Raw genomic sequence first — 18,923 nt, forward strand, 5'->3', positions numbered from 1 at the left:
AGAATCCTTCCCCTTAACAGTTTTGGAACAAAACTTTTCCGACCGGTCGCTACTTGATGATCGTCTCGGGTCCCATGACCTGTGTCGGCAACCAAGTCGAGAGGCCCGGCACATAGGTCACAATGATCAGGAAGACGAAGAGCACTGCAAGGAAGGGCAGCGCCGCCTTCACAACCCGCATCATCGACATGCCAGCCACGCCGGAAGTCACGAAGAGGTTGAGGCCAACCGGCGGCGTGATCATGCCGATCTCCATGTTCACCACCATGATGATGCCGAGATGGATCGGATCAACACCGAGCGAGATCGCGATGGGGAACACCAGGGGCGCGACGATCAGGATCAGGCCCGACGGTTCCATGAACTGGCCGCCGATCAAGAGGATCACGTTGACGATGATCAGAAACACGATCTTGCCGAAACCCGCGTCCAGCATGGCCGCCGCGATCTGCTGCGGGATCTGCTCATCCGTCAGCACATGCTTCAGGATCAGCGCGTTCGCGATGATGAACATCAGCGTGACCGTCAGCTTGCCCGCCTCGAAAAGCGTCGCCTTGGTGTCGCGGTGGAAGAACCCCGTGACCAGCGCGATGGGCTTCTGGATCAGCGTCAGGTTCCCACCCTCGCGTGAGAGCGGCCCCATGTCGCGGTAAATGAAGGTCGCGACGATGAAGGCCCAGACAGAGGCGACGGCGGCCGCTTCGGTCGGTGTGAAGATCGCCGCCGTGATGCCCGGGATGCCGTAAAGACCGACCATGATGATCACGATCAGCATCAGACCCCAGAACGCCTCGCCGAAGCTTTCGAAGACCTCACCCCAGCCGAGCCATTCGCCTTTCGGCAGGTTCTTCCAGATTGCCCAGATCAGGATGGTCGCCATCAGCATGCCGCCCGCAAGAAGGCCCGGGAAGACACCCGCAAGGAACATCCGGCCGACCGACACGTCAGTGGCAGAGGCATAGACGACCATGACGATCGAGGGCGGGATAAGGATACCGAGCGTACCGGCATTACAGATCACGCCTGCGGCAAAGTCCTTGGAATAGCCGACCTGCCGCATCGCCGCGATGACGATGGAACCGATGGCAACCACGGTCGCGGGGCTCGACCCCGACAGCGCGGCAAAGAGCATACAGGCGAAGACACCGGCGATCGCCAGACCGCCCGGCAGGTGGCCGACGCAGGCAATTGAGAAGCGGATGATCCGTTTCGCCACGCCGCCCGTCGACATGAAGGAAGAGGCGAGGATGAAGAACGGGATCGCCAGCAGGGTCGAATGCCCCTCCATCGCGTTGTAAAGCGTCTGCGCGATCGAGGCGAGCGATGTGTCCGAGAACCACAAGAGGAACAGGGTCGATGACAGGCCGAGCGAGATGGCGATCGGAACGCCGATCAGCATGAAGCCGATCACCATGAAAAAGAGAAGGACGACTTCCATTTATCTCACTCCTCGTAATTCATGTGGCGGACGTCTTCCACGGCGTCTTCCGCTTCGTGGCTGACGATGAGGGATTCACGCGTGCCAGTCAGAAGGCCCCAGGTCGCCTGGATCAGGCGGAAAAGCAGGAGCGCGCAGCCGATCGGCAATATCGCGTAGGGAATGAAGCGCGGCAGCTTTTCATAGGCCTCGCCCTGATTGAAGATGGGTTCGATAAACCTGAGCAAGTCGGGCATCGGAATCTGCTCGGTTTCATACCAGGCCTGATCGCGGGTCTTGATGAACCCCTCGGGGAACCAGCGCCCGCCGGTCTGCTCGAACCCGCCGAACGGCGCCCAGTAATCCCAGGCCCCTTTCATCAGCAGGAAGGCGTAGGCGAGACAGCAGACGGCCGCGGCAAGTGCGAGGATACGCCGCCCACGATGAGGCAGGACGTTGATTACCGCATCAACACCGAGATGGGCCGTTATCTTCACCGCATAGGACATGCCGAAGAGAACGAGCCAGGCAAAAAGCGCCGAGGTCAGCTCCAGCCCCCAGATGAGGGAGGAGTTGAAGACATAGCGCAGGATGACGTTGACGAATGTGATAACGGTCATCAGGCCGAGGAGCACCGCGATCACGGTTTCCTCGAATTCATTCACGACGCGGCCCAGCGGCGTCGCGGGTTCATACTTGCCGCTCATCTTTCCTCCCCCTTTTGAAATGGGCCCGGCCATGTCCGGCCGGGCCCTGTCAGCACCGAATGTGCGTCGTGGCTCAGCTGCCGGTGTTGAAGGACTGCGCCGCGTCGATGTTGTCCTGACCGATGCCGTCCGCGAACTGAGCCCAGACCGGCTTCATTGCGTCGACCCAAGCCTGACGCTGCTCGTCGGTCAGTTCGACGATCACGCCGCCATTGTCGAGCACAGCCTGACGGGCATCCGCATCAACCTGATTGACGGCGGCGTTCCGTTCAGCGGTCACTTCCGCAAGGATGGTCAGGACCTGATCCTTGACCGCCGGGTCAAGGCTGTCGAGCCAGTCAACCGAGGCCACGACGAGATAGTCGAGCACGCCGTGGTTGGTTTCGGTCGTACCGTCCTGCACTTCATAGAACTTCTGGCCATAGATGTTGGACCAGGTGTTCTCCTGCCCGTCGACAACGCCCGTCTGAAGCGCGCCGTACACCTCGGCAAAAGCCATCGGCTGCGGCGAGGCACCGAGCGCCTCCATCTGCGCGACGATCACGTCCGACGGCTGCACCCGGATCTTCAGACCGGCCATATCGGTCGGCAGCAGCAGCGGCTTCTTGGCCGACATCTGCTTCAGGCCGTTGTGCCAGAACTCCAGACCCTGAAGACCGCGACGGGTCATCGAGTCTTTCATCGCCTTACCGGCCTCGGATGCCTGGAACGCGTCGACCGCCTTGATGTCCTTGAACATGAACGGAAGGTCGAAAATCTGGAATTGCTTGGTGAAGGCCTCGAATTTCGACAGCGAAGGTGCTGCGAACTGCACGTCACCCTGAAGCATGGCTTCGAGAACCTGGTCGTCATCGTAAAGCGTGGAGTTCGGATAAACCTCCATGCAGGCGGTGCCGTCCATCTCGGCGTTCACACGCTCGGCGAAGAGCGACGCTGCGATACCTTTCGGGTGCTTGTCGGAGTTCGTCACATGGGCGAACTTCATAACGATCTCGCCTTCGTCGCATCCCGCGCTGGCAACAGCAGCGCCAGCGGACAGCGCAAGAGCCATCGCGGTCATGGTGGTGGTTAGAGTTTTCATAGGTATCCTCCCAAAGACTTACTTCCCCAGCGCCATGCCATGATGACGACGCTTCAGGGTAGAAAAGCCGCAAGCATTCTACCGATCAATGGTTCTTTTAGCGGGGGAGGAAATGTCGATTTTTACATTTAATATTAGAATGATATCGTCAAATACTCTGATCTTTCGGTCTGCTGTGTGCGACTGACCGCACATGCATTGCCAAAGAGTGTGCGGAAATTCGCACAGTTTTGTGACACGGGCAGGATGGGAATCGTGCCGCGCATGGAACACGAGCCTTTGGACACCAAACCAGCCGATGGGGGGTCGGATTTCGGTTGCCCCGAGTATCGCAGCCGTTGGGAATTATTCCCGGTAGTCTTCGGGTCGTATCCCGTGCCGGGTCAGCTTGTCATAAAAAGTCTTGCGCGGCAGCTTCAGCGCTGCCGCCGCCTCGGTCGCATTGCCCGTGTGGCGGACCAGCGCCTCGATCAGCAGCGATTTTTCCACCCGCGCCATCTGCCCGGCCAATCCGGGCGCCCCGTCATCCTCATGCGCCTCGTCCAGCCCCATGGCAAAACGCATCGCGGTATTCATCAGCGCGCGGGCATTGCCGGGCCAGTCCTGCGCCATCAGGTCGGCGATGACCTCGGGGGTGATTTCCGGCACCGGCAGGTCGGACTGTTCGCAGGCAATCGCGACGTAGTGACGGAAGAGCACGGGGATATCCTCGGGCCGTTCCTTCAGCGCGGGAATGCGGACCCGGATCACGTCGAGCTTGTAGAAAAGGTCAGGATTGAACCGCCCTTCCCCAGCCTCTGACCTCAGGTCGCGATAGGTGCCTGCGATCACCCTGATACCGGGATGGCCGTCGATCAGATCGAGCGCCGCGAACTGTGCCGCCGGAGGCAGGGCCGCCACTTCATCCAGAAAGATCGACCCGCCCTCAGCCCGCTCGAAGGCGGCCGCCAGCGTTTCGGGCGTGGCCGAGGCGGCCGACAGCTTCTGGAAGGGCCGCATCGCGGCGGCGGAAAGAAGATGGATCACCTCAGCCATCTTGGCGGTCCCGGCGCCCGGCGGGCCCGAGATCAGCACCTCGGCCGAGGTTCGTGCCGCCGCCCGCGCCGCCTCACGCATCTGTTCCGACAGGACCGAGGTCCCGACAAGCATCCGCGCCGCCGCATCCCCGCGCCGGATTTCGCGCTTCAGGGCGCGGTTTTCCAACACCAGCGCCCGCGTCTTCAGCGCTTTCTGCACGACAGAGAGGAAGTCCTGCGGATTGCATGGTTTTTCGAGAAAGTCGAAGGCCCCGCCGGTCATGCCCTTGACCGCCATCGGCACATCGCCCTCTCCGGTCAGGAGGATCACCGGCAGGTCGGGATCGGTCTTGCGGGCGTGTTCAAGAAGGTGGAAGCCGTCCCGACCCGGCATCCGGATATCCGACACGACAATACCGGCAAATTCCTTGGCGATGTGGTCCTTCGCCTCGATGAAGCTCGATGCCAGAACCGGTGCCAGACCTGCCAGTTCCAGCGTCTGTCCCAGCGCCTCACGCACGGCACGGTCATCATCGACAAGAAGCACACGTTCGCTCATGCTGCCCTCGCCTTGCGCGCGGCATCGAGTTCAAGGATGAACTCCGCGCCCCCTTCTGGCCGGTTGCGGCCGGAAATCGCGCCGCCAAAGCTTTTCACGATCCCGTACGAAATGGACAGGCCAAGCCCCATGCCCTCGCTCGCGCCGACCTCCTTGGTCGAATAGAACGGGTCGAAGACCCGGTCGGGCTCGGCGATACCCGGTCCGGTATCGGTCACCGTCAGACGGACGCGGCCCGCAGTCCGGTCGATCCGGATCGTCACCAGACCGCCCGCCTCCATCGCATCGGCGGCATTGGCGAGAAGGTTCATCAGCACCTGTTGTAAACGCACCTCGCCACCACGCACCCACACCGCACGGGTAGGCGGCACCCAGTCAACCGTGACTCCGGCGGCCCTGAGCCGCGCCTCGCTCAGTTCCATCGACGCCACGACGACCTGCCCCAGATCGACATCGCTCATTGCCTCGCTTTCCTGCCGGGCAAAGGCGCGCAGGTTCTTTATGATCCGCCCCATGCGATGGGCAAGGTCGTTGATCCGGCCAAGGTTCTCCACGGCTTTGTCGGGCTGGCCGCGGTCCAGAAACAGCCCCGCATTCTCGGCATAGGACCGGATCGCGGTCAGCGGTTGATTGAGTTCGTGGCTGATCCCCGCCGACATCTGGCCAAGCGCCGACAGCTTGCCCGCCCGAACCAGATCCGCCTGCGCCCGCTGAAGCTGATCATTGGCCTCGGAAAGCTCGCGCGTCCGCTCCTCCACCCGGCTTTCCAGCCGTGCATTCGCCTCGGCCTCGGCGGCAAGCTGTACCGCCAGGGCGCGGCGGCGTTCAAGCAGCGCATAGATCGCCGTACCAATGACGATACAGGCCGCCGCCGCCAGAAGTGCCTCCAGCAGCGCCTGCCTTTCCGCAGGGGCAATGTCGACCAACGCCTCGCCCGTCATCTCGATCACCGGCAGAGGCCGGGTCAGGTGCAGGGCGCGGGTCGGCAGATAGGGCCCGCCGTCAAGGTCCCAGATTTCATGCCGGTCGATGCGGCGCACCTCGCGGCGAAGCAGGTCGGCGGGCACAGTGCCCTCTTCCCCCGGCAGCAAATCAAGCCGCACCAGAACCAGCTCGTCGCGGTTCGACACAAAGGCGATGCCGTCCGTGTCGGTGAAAAAGACAATCATCGGCTCGCCGCGCCAGATCACCTCCACCGCCTCTGTCTCGACCCGGGTAATGAGGGCACCCACGACCGGACCCTCGGGAGAAAAAACCGGCGCGGCATAGACGAAGAGCCGCCGCCCGGAAGCACGCTCGATCTCGTGGTGAAAGCCCAGCGCCCCTTGCATGGCCCGCCTGAAATAGGGCGAGACCGACATGTCCGCGCCATGGGCAGGTCCGGACGAGGCGATGACCCGCCCGTTCCTGTCCGTCAGCACCAGTTCGTCCGAACGGGTCATGTCGGCGGTACGCCGCAATAGCCGGTCCGCCTGGCCAGGATTGGCAGCGGAATCAAGCGCAAGGCGCAACACCTCGGGATGATCCGCCATCAGCACGGTCATCTCCCGGTAACGCTGCAACTGGCCCAGAAGCCTGTCGCCTGCGAGCGCCAGATCGGCACGGCCGCGGTCTTCCAGCCGCGCTAGGGCGTCACTCAGCGACCGCCACCAGACGCCGCCGGTAACGCTCCCCGCAAGCGCGAGAAAAACCAAAAGCGCCAGCGCGCGTCGGATCATGCAGTCCTCCCTCTTCGGCACAGTCTAGCCAACGCGTCGGTCCGAAGGCCAGCGGCTTTCGGGCGATTGATTGCGACCACCGTGGCAGAAAGCTGCGCGGTTTCTTGCACCGCCTTTATGCAATTGATTGCCTGCGCAGAACGCACCCGTCTAGCATCCGCCATCCCCGCCCGCATGGAGGTGCAGGCGGGTCACTTAACGGGAGGAAAAAATGCTCAATCTGAAAAGCAAGATCGGCGCGCTGATCGCGGCGGCCACTCTGGCCGTTCCGGTGGCGGCGCAGTCCGAGGAATTCATCAACATCCTGACCGGCGGCACGTCCGGCGTTTATTATCCGCTCGGCGTCGGCCTCTCGAAAATCTACGCGGACAATATCGACGGTGCGCGTACGCAGGTGCAGTCGACCAAGGCCTCGGTCGAGAACCTGAACCTGCTTCAGCAGGGCAAGGGCGAACTGGCGCTGGCGCTTGGCGACTCGGTCAAGCTCGCCTGGGAAGGCAATGCCGATGCAGGTTTCGCCGAACCGCTCGCCAAACTGCGCGGCATCGCGGCGGTCTATCCGAACTACATCCAGATCGTCGCGTCTAAGGAAAGCGGCATCACCTCGCTCGACGGGCTGAAGGGCATGAGCCTGTCGGTTGGCGCGGCGAAGTCGGGCACCGAACTGAACGCGCGGGCGATCTTCGCTGCGGCGGGCATGACCTATGACGACCTCGGCAAGACCGAATACCTGCCCTTCGCGGAATCGGTCGAACTGATCAAGAACCGCCAGCTTGACGCGACGCTCCAGTCGGCGGGTCTTGGCGTGGCCTCGATTAAGGACCTCTCGACCTCGGTCGACATCCAGATGGTCTCGGTCCCCGAAGAGGTTGTGACTGCACTCGGCGCGCCTTACATCGCCGCGACGATCCCGGCGGGCACCTATCAGGGGCAGGATGCGGACGTTCCGACCGTGGCCGTGGTCAACTTCCTCGTGACGCATGAGGACGTGTCGGAGGAGACCGCCTACCAAATGACCAAGCTTCTCTTTGAAAACCTTGGCGAACTGGAAGCCGCCCACAAGGCTGCCGCCCAGATCAAGCTTGAGAATGCCCTGAACGGCATGCCGATCCCGCTGCATCCGGGTGCCGAGCGCTTCTACAAGGAAGCCGGCCTGATGTAATCTCAAAACCCCGGGCGGCCCGTCCGCCCGGGGTTCACGGCTTTCCAGGGGAGGGGAAAACCGCAATGGCTCAGCCATATCACGACATGCCAAAGGACGCTCCCGATCTGGGGCTGCACGATCCGCTGGCGGAAAGCTTTCCGGCGACCACGGAGGGCCGCGCGCTTTTCTGGATCGCCGTTCTTTTCTCGGTCTTCCAGATCGCCACGGCGGCGCATCTTCTGGACTTTTCCAGCCAGATCGTCCGGGCGTTCCATGTCGGATTCCTGACGCTGCTGGGCTTTCCCCTGCTGGTCGCGCTGAAGCGCAAAGGCGTGCCGTTCAAGGCCGTCGCCTGGGCGCTCGCGCTGTCCGGCGTGATTGTCGCGCTTTATCAGTGGTGGGAATACACGCCCCTGATCCTGCGCGCGGGCGACCCGCTGCCGCGTGACATATTCCTTGGCATCGTCGCGTTGATCACCGTTTTCGCCGCCGCATGGCTTCTGATGGGGCCCGCCCTGCCGATCATCGCAGGTTGCTTCCTCGCCTATTGCTTCTGGGGCGAATACCTGCCCTCTCCCTTGAACCACCGGGGCTATGACTTCAGCCAGGTCATCGACCACATGGCCTATGGGACCGAGGGCATCTACGGCATCCCGACCTATGTGTCGTCGTCCTACATCTTTCTCTTTATCCTCTTCGGCTCGTTCCTTGAACGCGCGGGGATGATCAAGCTTTTCACCGATGTCTCGCTCGGCCTTGTCGGCCACAAGCAGGGCGGCGCGGCCAAGGTCGCGGTCGTCTCCTCGGGCCTGATGGGCACGATCTCGGGTTCGGGCGTCGCGAATGTCGTCACCACCGGCCAGTTCACCATCCCGCTGATGAAAAGCTTCGGCTACCGCCCGGCCTTCGCTGGAGGGGTCGAATCCACCGCCTCGATGGGCGGGCAACTGATGCCACCTGTGATGGGCGCCGTCGCCTTCATCATGGCCGAGACTTTGGGCGTCGAATATGTCGAGGTGGTCAAGGCTGCCCTCATCCCCGCGATCCTCTACTTCGCCTCAGCCTTCTGGATGGTTCATCTGGAGGCCGGGCGGCACGGTTTGAAGGGGATGGCGAAGGCCGACCTGCCCTCGCCCATCAAGGCTCTGAAAGAAAATTGGTATCTGATCCTGCCGCTTGGCGTGCTGGTCTACCTCCTTTTCTCCGGCTTCACGCCCCTCTTCGCCGGGACCATCGGGCTGGCCCTGACGGTGATGCTGATCCTCGGCGGCTCCATCGCGCTAGGTTTGCCGCAGGGCGTCATCCGCATCCTTTTCTGGATCGGCCTTGGCGCCATCGCCGCCGCCTTCTTCGAGTTCGGCATCTTGCCGGTGGCCGTCGCGATCGCCGCACTGATCAGCTGGAACGCGATTTCAAAGGGTGGACGCGAAACATTGGCGCTCTGTCGCGACAGTCTGGCGGAAGGCGCGAAGACCGCGCTCCCGGTCGGCATCGCCTGTGCCCTTGTGGGCATCATCATCGGCACGATGACCCTGACGGGTGCTGCCAACACCTTCGGGCAATTCATCGTCCATGTCGGTGAAGGCAGCCTGTTCCTGTCGCTGATCCTGACGATGATTACCTGCATCATTCTCGGCATGGGGATCCCGACGATTCCCAACTACATCATCACCTCGTCGATCGCCGGACCGGCCCTGCTGGAACTCGGCGTGCCGCTGATCGTCAGCCATATGTTCGTCTTCTATTTCGGCATCCTCGCCGACCTGACGCCGCCCGTGGCCCTCGCCTGTTTCGCCGCCGCACCCATCGCCAAGGAAAACGGGCTGAAGATTTCGATGGAGGCGATCAAGGTCGCGGCCGCCGGTTTCGTCATCCCGTTCATGGCGGTCTACACTCCGACACTGATGTTGCAGGACGGCGGCCCGCTGGCCGAGGCGTTCGGGTTCTGGCCCGGTGTCGCCTATATCGTGGCCAAGACGGTCATCGCCATCGGCCTCTGGGGCGCGGCCGTCATCGGCTGGCTCGGCCATCCCCTCAACTGGCCGCTGCGCATCCTCGCCGCAGCGGCCGCCGTCACGCTCATCGCTGCGCTTCCACTCACGGACGAAGCGGGTTTTGCCATGGCCGCGATTTTCGCGGGCCTTGTCTGGCGCACCCGTACCGCGAGGCCGGCATGAGCCTCGCCTGCCTCCTTGTCAGCGCCAGCGCCACCACCACGCTGACCCTTGCTTCGGCAAGCTTCGACCTGAGCTGGCGCCACTCTGTCGAAAAGACCGAATGGCGAGAGACATGGATCGTCGAAGGAGGCAGGCTGCATCTTACAGAAGCTGCAGTCAAAGGCTCTGGCGCGGGGATGGATCCCGGCAAGGGCGCTGCGCTTATTGACGGCTGGTGGGTCTGGACCCCGGACCTGCCCCCGGTTCCGAACCTCACCCTTGCCGCATCCGGCGCGACAGGGGGTGGCTGGCGGATCTGTGACGGAACCATCTGTCACGAAATCGGCGCAGAGCCCGGTGAGGCGATCCGGCTATCGCCCTGCAAGGGCTGAGCGCTTGCCTTCCGTTCCGCCGCACGGTGCTGTCACGAAGGATACCAGCGGACCGCGTGACCTTGGACGGAAGCTCCGATACGCTTCGCCCCGAATCCAGTGCCGGGGGACCGCGCCTTGCCCGAGACAATGCCGGGAAAGCCGAAGCCGATGATCGCCAGCCGCCGCATCGTCGCGATCTTCCTTGCCGTGGCCTGCCTGGCGGCAGCGCTTGCCTTCACGCTCACCTACCGCCTTGGCCTGTCTTCCCTCGACGCCGATCTAGACCAGTCGCTGATCCTCACCCGCCGCTCCATCGAAAGCGAAATCGAGCGGTTCCGCCATCTGCCCGAAATTGCTGCCGAGGATGCCCGCATCCGGGCCGCACTCAACGCGCCCGGCCCATCGGCGATCGATGCCGCGAACCAATACCTTGAGACAGTGACCGGAAAATCAGGGGCGGCTGACCTCTTCCTTCTCGACGGCGACGGCACCGCCATTGCCGCCTCGAACTGGAATACCGGGCAAAGCTTTGTCGGCAACAACTATGCCTTCCGGCCCTATTTCCGCGACGCCATCGCCAGCGGGAAGGGCCGGTTCTATGCGATTGGCGTGACCACCGGCAAACCGGGTTATTTCCTGTCCTCGCGGATCGGGACCGGTGAAAGGACTGGCGTTCTGGCCGTGAAGATCGACCTGAAACCGCTTGAGGAAACATGGAAAAGCGCGCGTTCGGCAACCGCTATCGCCGACCGCGACGGGGTCGTGTTCCTCTCCGGCATCGACGACTGGCTTTACCGCCCGTTCACGGCGCTGGACGAGGGAACGCTGGTACGGCTGGCCGAGGTTCGGACCTATGACGGCGTCGATCTGGCCGCCGCTCGCCCCCTTCTCGACAGCCCGGACCGGCTGTCGCTGCCCGGCCCGGACAATTCGGCCCTGCGCGGCCGTATTGCCCGGATCGAGGCCGATGGCTGGGCCGTGCTCTCAGCCGCGCCGACATCTCCGGTTCTTGCCACCGCAATCCTGTGGGCCACCGGTGCGGCGCTCGTGGCCATGGCGGGCACCGGGTTTGGCCTCATCGTCTATCAACGCCGCCAGCTTGTTCAGCTTCGCCTCAGGCAAGGCGCGCTGCTGGAGGCGCGGGTCGCCGAACGCACCCGAGAATTGGCCCATGAGATCGAGGCGCGGCGCAAGACCGAGGCCGACCTCAGGGCAGCGCAGGAAACGCTGGTCCATACCGAAAAGATGGCAGCACTCGGCCGCATGTCGGCGGCCATCGTGCATGAGATGAGCCAGCCCTTGGCGGCGATGGAGGCCACGCTTGCCGCTGCTGAACTCTCAACCTCCGAAGACAAGACCACGACCCGCATCGGCACCGCCCGCAATCTCATCCGGCGCATGCAGCGCACCACGAAACATCTCAAAAGCTTCAGCCGCAAAGAGCCGAACCAGCTGACGCTCACCGACCTCAACCGTGTCGTGGAAAGCGCGCTCGACCTCGTCGCGCCCCGCGCGAAGGCAGTGGGCGTCACACCCGCATTCGCCCCTGCCGACCCGGCGCCGATGGTCATGGCAGGCCCGGTGCGTCTGGAACAGGTCTGCCTCAACCTACTACTGAACGCGCTCGACGCGGTAGAACACAGCGAAGGCGGGACCGTGACGATTACCACGGATAACGGGAACGGCGCTGCCCGCGTCACCGTGACCGACACCGGCACCGGGATCGCACCGGACGATCTGGCCCGCGTCACCGAACCCTTCTTTTCCACCAAGATCAGCGGCGAGGGCCTTGGGCTTGGCCTGTCGATCTCTCAGGCGATCGTGACCGAGTTCGGCGGCCGGATCGACATCCGCTCCGATCCGGGTCGCAGCACGACGGTCAGCGTTGTCCTGCCACTCGCGCAAAGCATTGCCGAGGTCGCGGAATGAGCGCGCTTGTCTTCGTGGTGGATGACGACGCCGATCATCTGGCCGCCGCCAGCGACCTGATCGAGACGGGCGGGCATCGGGTACGGGCCTTTGGCAGCGCCGCTGCCGCCCTCGATGCGCTGGACGAAGACCCCGGTGTGATCGTCACCGATCTCAGAATGCCCGGGATGGATGGTTTTGGCCTGATCGTGGCGCTGAAGGATCGCGGTGGCGACCATCCGGTGATCGTGATGACCGGGCATGGCGACATCACACAGGCCGTGCGCGCGATCCGCGACGGTGCCGAAGATTTCCTTGAAAAACCCTATGATGCAGGGCACCTGCTTCTGGTGATCGAGCGCACATTGAAGGCACGCGCCACACGCGACGAACTTCACCGGCTGCGATCCGCGATGGCCCCGCAGGCAATTCTCGGCGACAGTCCGGCGATGACCGACCTCAGGCAAAGGATCGCGGCCCTCGCGCCCCTCGATGTCGATGTCGTGGTGACCGGCGAAACCGGCACCGGCAAGGAACTCGTCGCCCGCGCCCTGCACGCCCAGAGCCACCGCGCCGCTGGTGCCTATGTCGCGCTGAACTGCGCGGCCCTGCCCGAAGCCCTCTTTGAGATGGAGATATTCGGCCATGGTTCAGGCGCTTTTCCCGGTGCTACGGCTGACCGACCGGGCAAGCTTGAACTGGCCAGTGGCGGAACGCTGGTTCTGGACGAGGTTGAGGCGATGCCGCTGCCGGTACAGGCAAAACTCTTGCGCGCACTTCAGGAACGCAGCGTCGAACGGCTGGGCGAAAACCGGCTGCGGCCGCTTGATCTGCGGGTTGTCGCAATTTCCAAGGCGGATCTGAAAGCTCTGAGTTACGAGGGGACGTTCCGCCCCGATCTCTACTATCGGCTTGCAGGCACGGAAATCGCGACGACCCCGTTGTCCGGAATGGCCGGGGATATTCCGCTTCTCTTCGCCCATTTCGCGAATTTCGCCGCCGCCCGCACCAGTCGAACTTTACCCGAAATCACCTTCGCCATCCGGCGCGCGCTGGCCCGCCGTGCCTGGCCCGGAAACGTGCGCGAACTGAAGGCGGCGGCAGAGCGCTTCGCCCTTGGCATTGACACCGAAACCGGCGACAGTCCCCGTGCCGTCACCGGCGAAACCCTGTCCGACCGGCTTGCTGATTTCGAAGCCCGCGAGATTCAGGCGGCCTTGGACAGTTGCCGCGGCAATACCGAACGCGCCGCGCAACTCCTTGGACTTCCACGCAGAACCCTGAACGACAAGATGAAGCGCCTCGGCATCGCCGTATAGCGCGCCCCTGCTGACGTCGGGTTAATAATCATTTTAGCGTGACAAAAAAAATTTTTGTCCTAGCATGAGGATCATCACGACTCGGATTGAGAAGACTTGTCACGCCCGCAGCCGCAGACGACGACCAGTATCGGCCCGCTCATTCGCGGCCGCCGTCGCAAGCTGGCGATCACGTTGCAGGAACTGGGTGAGAAGTCGGGCGTCTCGGTCGGTTATCTCAGCCAGCTGGAACGTGACAACGCGACGCCAACCCTTGGTACCCTTGCACAGATCGCCAAGGCGCTTGGCGTCGGGCTGGACTATTTCATCGCCACGCCGCGCCCCGCGGATGCGCTGACCGTCGCCGCCAACCGGCCACGCTTTTCCGTCGACGGTTCGTCCGTCGTCTATGAACGTATCGGCGCCGAGTTTCCCGGCAGCCATCTGTCCTCTTTCATCCTGCACGTCCCGCCCGGCTACCGGTCTGAAACGGTCAGCCATGAAGGCGAAGAGATCGTCTTCATCCTAGAAGGCTCGGTCGTGCAGGTACTGGAGGGAGAGGAGTTTCGCATGCAGGTGGGCGACAGCCTGCATTACAGCGGCAACCGGCCCCATGGCTGGTACAATGACAGCGACGACTGGGCAAAGGTCCTGTGGACCGGTACGCTGGAGTTGTTCCACGGCCCGACCCGGGCTGCGCCCATCGTTCCCTCGCTTGCCACCGGATTACGGGAGGACGGCCAATGAGACCGCGCTACCGTCACAAGTTTCCCCGCCCCGCCGAAACACGGCGTGACCGGGAAAAGACCTGCCATTTCATCCCCGAAATGACAGCAACAACCTGAAGAACAACAATAAACCTCAACACTGGGAGTAAGATATGAACCTCAGATACCAAATCGCCACCGGCCTCGTGCTGACCGCCCTGATGGGCGGCGCGGCCTCGGCAAAGACGCTGGTCTATTGCTCGGAAGGCTCCCCTGAGGGCTTCGACCCGGCGCTTTATACGTCCGGCACCACCTTCGATGCTTCCGAGCATACGATTTATGACAAGCTGGTCCTCTTCGAAACCGGCACGACTAATGTCATCCCGGGCCTTGCCGAAAGCTGGGAATCCTCGGAAGACGGGCTGGAATATACGTTCAACCTTCGCAAGGGCGTGAAGTTTCATTCGAACGATCAGTTCACGCCGTCGCGCGATTTCAACGCCGATGACGTGATCTTCTCGTTCGAGCGTCAGGGCAAGGCCGACAACCCGTACAACCAGGTATCGGGCGGCACCTGGGAATACTTCAACGGCATGTCGATGCCGGACCTGATCAAGGAAATCGTCAAGGTTGACGATTACACCGTCAAGTTCGTGCTGAACCGTCCCGAAGCGCCGATGATCTCGAACCTCGCGATGGGCTTTGCTTCGATCATGTCGAAGGAATATGCCGACGCGATGCTGGCTGCTGGAACGCCCGAGATGGTGAACCAGGCCCCGATCGGGACCGGTCCGTTCAGCTTCGTCGCCTACCAGAAGGATGCGGTGGTCCGTTACAAGGCCAATGCCGACTACTGGCGCGGCGCCTCGCCCATTGACGATCTGGTCTTTGCGATCACGCCCGATGCTTCGGTGCGCTACCAGAAGCTGAAGGCAGGCGAATGCCATGTCATGCCCTATCCGAACCCGGCCGATATCGAGGCGATGAAGGCCGACCCGGATGTGAACATGCTTGAGCAGGAAGGCCTGAACGTCGGCTACCTCGCCTACAACACCAAGGTTGCGCCCTTCGACAACACCAATGTCCGCAAGGCGCTGAACATGGCGATCGACAAGCAGGCGATCATCGACGTGGTGTTCCAGGGCTCAGGTCAGGCAGCGAAGAACCCGATCCCGCCGACCATCTGGTCCTACAACGACGCGATCGAGGACGACAAGTACGATCCCGAAGCCGCCAAGGCCGCGCTTGAGGCCGAAGGCGTCACCGATCTAAACATGAAGGTCTGGGCAATGCCGGTGCAGCGCCCCTACAACCCGAACGCCCGCCGCATGGCCGAGCTGATCCAGGCCGACATGGCCAAGGTCGGCGTGAATGTCGAGATCGTTTCCTACGAATGGGGCGAGTATCTTGACCGCTCGAAGGCCGAGGATCGTGACGGTGCCGTGCTTCTGGGCTGGACCGGTGACAACGGCGATCCGGACAACTTCCTTGCCGTGCTTCTTGGCTGTGACGGTGTCGGCGGCTCCAACCGCGCCCAGTGGTGCAATGATGAGTTCGAGGCGCTGATCCAGAAGGCGAAGGTCGTGTCCGATCCGGCAGAGCGCACGCGGCTTTATGAAGAGGCGCAGGTCGTCTTCAAGCGTGAAGCGCCCTGGGCCACGATCGCCCACTCGGTCGTCTTCATGCCCGTCAGCCCGAAAGTGACCGGTTACAAGGTCCATCCGCTTGGCGGCCATATCTTCTATGGCGTCGATATCGCCGAGTAAGATCATTAGAGCGGGCGGGGCCAATGCGGCCCCGCCCATTTCCCGGGGGGGAGCCCTTTCATGACTGACCGCTACGCCGCACATCGCGCGATTGCGCGCGATTTGGGTGTCGATGCCGTGGCACTGGTGCCGGGGCCGAATTTCGAACGCCTCTATGACGCGTCTTTCGGCACCAACGAGCGGCCGATGGTCATCGTCATTCCGGCCGAGGGTGCGCCCACGGCCCTTGTCCCCAATCTTGAATTGACCTCCTTTGCCAAACTCGGCTTTGAAGGAGAGGTTTTCGACTGGCGCGACCAGACCGGCTACAATGATGCCTTCGCCGCGATGGCGGGGCACCTGCCTCTCGGCTCGGTCGCAGTCGAGGGTCAGGTTATGCGGGTCTTCACTCATCACGCCCTGACTGTCGCCAATCCGGGCCTGAATGTCGTTGATGCTGAATACCAGATCGCAGGGTTGCGGCTGAAGAAGACACCCGAAGAAATAGCCGCCCTGTCCGAAGCGATCCGGATATCAGAGGCTGCGCTTGGCGAAACGCTCGATCAGATCCGGGCCGGCATGACAGAGGCACAAGTCGAACGCATCCTTGTCGCCGCCCTCTTCGCCCATGGCGCCGACGATCAGGCCTTTGGCGCGCTGGTCGCCGCCTCGGATAATTCCGCCCATTCCCACGCCCATGCCCGCGACGATTACCAGATCCAGCCGGGCGACGCGCTGTTGATCGACTTCGGCGCAAAGAAGCACCGTTTCTGCGCTGATATCACCCGCACCGTCTTTGTCGGCCATGCTACGGATGAGGCGCAGGCCGTCTATGACACCGTCCTGCGCGCCAATCTCATGGGCCACGCCCGCACCGAGCCCGGCGCAACGGCCCACGACGTCGATGACGCGGTCATCTCGGTGCTGGAAGCCTCGCCCTTCGCCGACCGCATCCGCACCAAGACCGGCCATGGGTTGGGCCGCGACGTGCATGAGGCGCCGTATATCATGCGCGGCAATCCTCAGGTGCTGGAACCCGGCATGGTCTTTACCAACGAACCCGGACTTTACCGCACCGGTCCCGGCGGTTTTGGTGTTAGGATCGAAGACGATGTTCTTGTCACTGAGACCGGGTCCCGCTCGCTTACCACATTTCCCAAAGAACTGAGGATCGTCGGCTGATGTTCCGCTATCTCCTCTCGCGCCTCCTGACGTTTCTGCCGACTTTCTTCGGCGTGACGATCATTTCCTTTGCCTTCATCCGCATGCTGCCCGGCGATCCGATCATCGTCATGGCGGGCGAACGCGGGGTAAGTGAAGAGCGCTATGCCGAACTCATCCAGCAGTTCGGTTTCGATCAGCCGATCTGGCGACAATACCTCGACTATCTCGGCGGTGTCGTGCAGGGCGATCTGGGGCAGAGCTTTGTCACCAAGAAACCGGTCTGGGACGAGTTTTTCGCGCTTTTCCCGGCGACACTGGAACTCTCGATCTGCGCGATGATCTTCGCCGTAGCCCTCGGCCTGCCCGCAGGCGTCATTGCCGCCGTGAACCGGGGCAAGCTCTTCGACCGGACGCTGATGTCGACCGCCCTTGTTGGCTATTCAATGCCGATCTTCTGGTGGGCGCTCCTGCTGATCATCGTCTTTTCCGGCATGCTCGGGATCACGCCCGTTTCGGGCCGGATCAGCTTGCTCTACTACTTCGACAATCCGTCCGGCTTCATGCTCTGGGATGCGCTCGTGTCAGACCAGAAGGGGGCGTTCTGGTCCGCACTTCATCACCTGATCCTGCCGACGATCGTTCTGGGCACCATTCCGCTGGCCGTCATCGCCCGCCAGACCCGGTCAGCGATGCTGGAGGTGCTGAGCGAAGACTATATCCGGACCGCGCGTGCCAAGGGCCTCGCGCCCGGCCGCGTCAACGGTGTCCACGCGCTTCGTAACGCCCTGATCCCGGTTATCACGGTGATCGGCCTCAGTGTCGGCACCCTTCTAGCCGGCGCGATCCTGACCGAAACCATTTTCTCATGGCCTGGCATCGGCAAGTGGATGGTCGATAGTATCTTCCGCCGCGACTACCCGGTCGTGCAGGGCGGCCTCTTGTTGATCGCCGTCATGGTGATGATCGTGAACCTGACCGTGGACGTGCTCTACGGCCTCATCAATCCCAAGATCAGGAAACGCTGATGGCTCTGACGCCCGTAACCTCCGGGACCTTGCGGAACCGCCCCGGCCGCCTGCAGGAATTCTGGTACTATTTCCGTGAAAACCGTGGCGCCGTCATCGGACTCTGGGTTTTCGCGGCCTTCATCGTCGTGGCCCTCTTCGCGCCGATCCTCGCCCCGCACGACCCAACCCAGCAATTCCGCGATGCGCTGCTGCAACCGCCCTTCTGGGAAGAAGGCGGCAGCCTGACCTATCCCTTGGGCACCGACGCGGTCGGTCGCGACATGCTCTCGCGGCTTCTGCACGGCGCGCGCTATTCCTTCTATGTCGGCATCATCGTCGTGACCTTCGCGGCCTCCGGCGGGATCGTCATCGGCCTTCTGGCGGGCTTTGCCCCGAAATGGGTAGATACGATCATCATGCGAGTGATGGACATCATCCTCGCCTTTCCCTCTCTGCTGCTCGCTCTCGTTCTCGTCGCGATCCTAGGGCCATCACTCACGAATGCCATGATCGCGATCGCTATCGTGCTGCAGCCACATTACGTCCGGCTCACGCGCGCGAGCGTGCTGTCAGAGAGGTCGAAAGATTACGTGACGGCGGCCCGTGTCGCCGGCGCAAAACAGACGCGACTGATGTTCATCACCGTGCTGCCGAACTGCCTATCACCGATCATCGTGCAGGGGGCGCTCTCGTTCTCGACCGCGATCCTTGATGCCGCCGCCCTTGGCTTTCTCGGCATGGGCGCGCAACCCCCCACCCCCGAATGGGGCACGATGCTGGCCGAGGCTCGCGAATTCATCCTGCGCGCCTGGTGGGTCGTGACCTTCCCCGGCGTTGCGATCCTGATCACCGTCCTTGCCATCAACCTGATGGGCGACGGGCTGCGCGACGCGCTCGACCCGAAACTGAAGCGGAGCTGAGC

General features: G+C 62.7%; 15 protein-coding genes. 10 read left to right on the top strand and 5 right to left on the bottom strand.

All coding sequences use genetic code 11. The features are described 5' to 3' along the window. Positions 1–49: 49 nt before the first annotated feature. The 5 genes from QKW60_RS06545 to QKW60_RS06565 all read right to left on the bottom strand — a co-directional run bounded on the left by QKW60_RS06545 (position 50) and on the right by QKW60_RS06565 (position 6,498). Positions 50–1,438: a TRAP transporter large permease gene (locus QKW60_RS06545; RefSeq protein WP_282367400.1), complete on the bottom strand. Its 1,389-nt coding sequence runs from the start codon at positions 1,436–1,438 to the stop codon at positions 50–52. A gap of 5 nt (positions 1,439–1,443) precedes the next feature. After that, on the bottom strand, positions 1,444–2,124 hold the full coding sequence (locus QKW60_RS06550; RefSeq protein WP_282367401.1) for a TRAP transporter small permease: 681 nt from the start codon (positions 2,122–2,124) through the stop codon (positions 1,444–1,446). A gap of 73 nt (positions 2,125–2,197) precedes the next feature. Next, complete coding sequence (locus tag QKW60_RS06555) at positions 2,198–3,205, bottom strand: DctP family TRAP transporter solute-binding subunit (RefSeq protein WP_282367402.1); 1,008 nt, start codon at positions 3,203–3,205, stop codon at positions 2,198–2,200. A gap of 345 nt (positions 3,206–3,550) precedes the next feature. After that, positions 3,551–4,780 carry a sigma-54-dependent transcriptional regulator gene (locus tag QKW60_RS06560; RefSeq protein ID WP_282367403.1) on the bottom strand — a complete coding sequence of 410 codons (1,230 nt, stop codon included), beginning with the start codon at positions 4,778–4,780 and terminating at the stop codon, positions 3,551–3,553. Further along, on the bottom strand, positions 4,777–6,498 hold the full coding sequence (locus QKW60_RS06565) for an ATP-binding protein (protein ID WP_282367404.1): 1,722 nt from the start codon (positions 6,496–6,498) through the stop codon (positions 4,777–4,779). Before QKW60_RS06565 ends, QKW60_RS06560 begins: the two co-directional genes overlap by 4 nt. 211 nt (positions 6,499–6,709) lie before the next feature. Between QKW60_RS06565 and QKW60_RS06570 the strand changes: the two genes are divergently transcribed. The 10 genes from QKW60_RS06570 to QKW60_RS06615 all read left to right on the top strand — a co-directional run bounded on the left by QKW60_RS06570 (position 6,710) and on the right by QKW60_RS06615 (position 18,921). Then, positions 6,710–7,660 (top strand): TAXI family TRAP transporter solute-binding subunit, encoded by a 951-nt coding sequence (locus tag QKW60_RS06570; RefSeq protein ID WP_282367406.1) that lies wholly within the window; start codon positions 6,710–6,712, stop codon positions 7,658–7,660. Positions 7,661–7,746: 86 nt separating this feature from the next. Further along, positions 7,747–9,819, top strand: a complete 2,073-nt coding sequence (locus QKW60_RS06575) for a TRAP transporter permease (RefSeq protein ID WP_419762660.1) — start codon at positions 7,747–7,749, stop codon at positions 9,817–9,819. Continuing rightward, positions 9,816–10,190, top strand: coding sequence for a DUF1850 domain-containing protein (locus tag QKW60_RS06580; protein WP_282367410.1), 375 nt, complete (start codon positions 9,816–9,818; stop codon positions 10,188–10,190). The genes QKW60_RS06575 and QKW60_RS06580 overlap by 4 nt, the downstream gene beginning before the upstream one ends. A gap of 117 nt (positions 10,191–10,307) precedes the next feature. Beyond that, entirely contained in the window at positions 10,308–12,101 is a 1,794-nt protein-coding gene (locus QKW60_RS06585) for a sensor histidine kinase (RefSeq protein WP_282367411.1), read from the top strand. Further along, positions 12,098–13,399 carry a sigma-54-dependent transcriptional regulator gene (locus QKW60_RS06590; protein ID WP_282367412.1) on the top strand — a complete coding sequence of 434 codons (1,302 nt, stop codon included), beginning with the start codon at positions 12,098–12,100 and terminating at the stop codon, positions 13,397–13,399. Before QKW60_RS06585 ends, QKW60_RS06590 begins: the two co-directional genes overlap by 4 nt. Before the next feature lie 96 nt (positions 13,400–13,495). Then, the gene (locus tag QKW60_RS06595; protein ID WP_263738345.1) at positions 13,496–14,125 is read left to right on the top strand and encodes a helix-turn-helix domain-containing protein; all 630 of its coding nucleotides are present in this window, start codon (positions 13,496–13,498) and stop codon (positions 14,123–14,125) included. A 133-nt stretch (positions 14,126–14,258) separates the two neighbouring features. After that, positions 14,259–15,851: an ABC transporter substrate-binding protein gene (locus QKW60_RS06600; protein WP_282367413.1), complete on the top strand. Its 1,593-nt coding sequence runs from the start codon at positions 14,259–14,261 to the stop codon at positions 15,849–15,851. Positions 15,852–15,911: 60 nt separating this feature from the next. Further along, a complete protein-coding gene (locus QKW60_RS06605; protein WP_282367415.1) occupies positions 15,912–17,012 on the top strand; it encodes a M24 family metallopeptidase in 1,101 nt (366 codons plus the stop codon). Next, the gene (locus QKW60_RS06610) at positions 17,012–18,019 is read left to right on the top strand and encodes an ABC transporter permease subunit (protein ID WP_282367416.1); all 1,008 of its coding nucleotides are present in this window, start codon (positions 17,012–17,014) and stop codon (positions 18,017–18,019) included. The genes QKW60_RS06605 and QKW60_RS06610 overlap by 1 nt, the downstream gene beginning before the upstream one ends. Further along, positions 18,019–18,921 (top strand): ABC transporter permease subunit, encoded by a 903-nt coding sequence (locus QKW60_RS06615; RefSeq protein ID WP_282367417.1) that lies wholly within the window; start codon positions 18,019–18,021, stop codon positions 18,919–18,921. Before QKW60_RS06610 ends, QKW60_RS06615 begins: the two co-directional genes overlap by 1 nt. Positions 18,922–18,923 lie beyond the last annotated feature (2 nt).

The organism is Albidovulum aestuarii (assembly GCF_029961185.1).
GTDB classification, from domain to species: domain Bacteria; phylum Pseudomonadota; class Alphaproteobacteria; order Rhodobacterales; family Rhodobacteraceae; genus Albidovulum; species Albidovulum aestuarii.

Coding starts and splice junctions, on each gene's coding strand:
- QKW60_RS06545 (WP_282367400.1), bottom strand. CDS start 1,438: ATGGAAGTCGTCCTTCTCTTTTTCATGGTGATCGGCTTCATGCTGATC.
- QKW60_RS06550 (WP_282367401.1), bottom strand. CDS start 2,124: ATGAGCGGCAAGTATGAACCCGCGACGCCGCTGGGCCGCGTCGTGAAT.
- QKW60_RS06555 (WP_282367402.1), bottom strand. CDS start 3,205: ATGAAAACTCTAACCACCACCATGACCGCGATGGCTCTTGCGCTGTCC.
- QKW60_RS06560 (WP_282367403.1), bottom strand. CDS start 4,780: ATGAGCGAACGTGTGCTTCTTGTCGATGATGACCGTGCCGTGCGTGAG.
- QKW60_RS06565 (WP_282367404.1), bottom strand. CDS start 6,498: ATGATCCGACGCGCGCTGGCGCTTTTGGTTTTTCTCGCGCTTGCGGGG.
- QKW60_RS06570 (WP_282367406.1), top strand. CDS start 6,710: ATGCTCAATCTGAAAAGCAAGATCGGCGCGCTGATCGCGGCGGCCACT.
- QKW60_RS06575 (WP_419762660.1), top strand. CDS start 7,747: ATGCCAAAGGACGCTCCCGATCTGGGGCTGCACGATCCGCTGGCGGAA.
- QKW60_RS06580 (WP_282367410.1), top strand. CDS start 9,816: ATGAGCCTCGCCTGCCTCCTTGTCAGCGCCAGCGCCACCACCACGCTG.
- QKW60_RS06590 (WP_282367412.1), top strand. CDS start 12,098: ATGAGCGCGCTTGTCTTCGTGGTGGATGACGACGCCGATCATCTGGCC.
- QKW60_RS06600 (WP_282367413.1), top strand. CDS start 14,259: ATGAACCTCAGATACCAAATCGCCACCGGCCTCGTGCTGACCGCCCTG.
- QKW60_RS06605 (WP_282367415.1), top strand. CDS start 15,912: ATGACTGACCGCTACGCCGCACATCGCGCGATTGCGCGCGATTTGGGT.
- QKW60_RS06610 (WP_282367416.1), top strand. CDS start 17,012: ATGTTCCGCTATCTCCTCTCGCGCCTCCTGACGTTTCTGCCGACTTTC.
- QKW60_RS06615 (WP_282367417.1), top strand. CDS start 18,019: ATGGCTCTGACGCCCGTAACCTCCGGGACCTTGCGGAACCGCCCCGGC.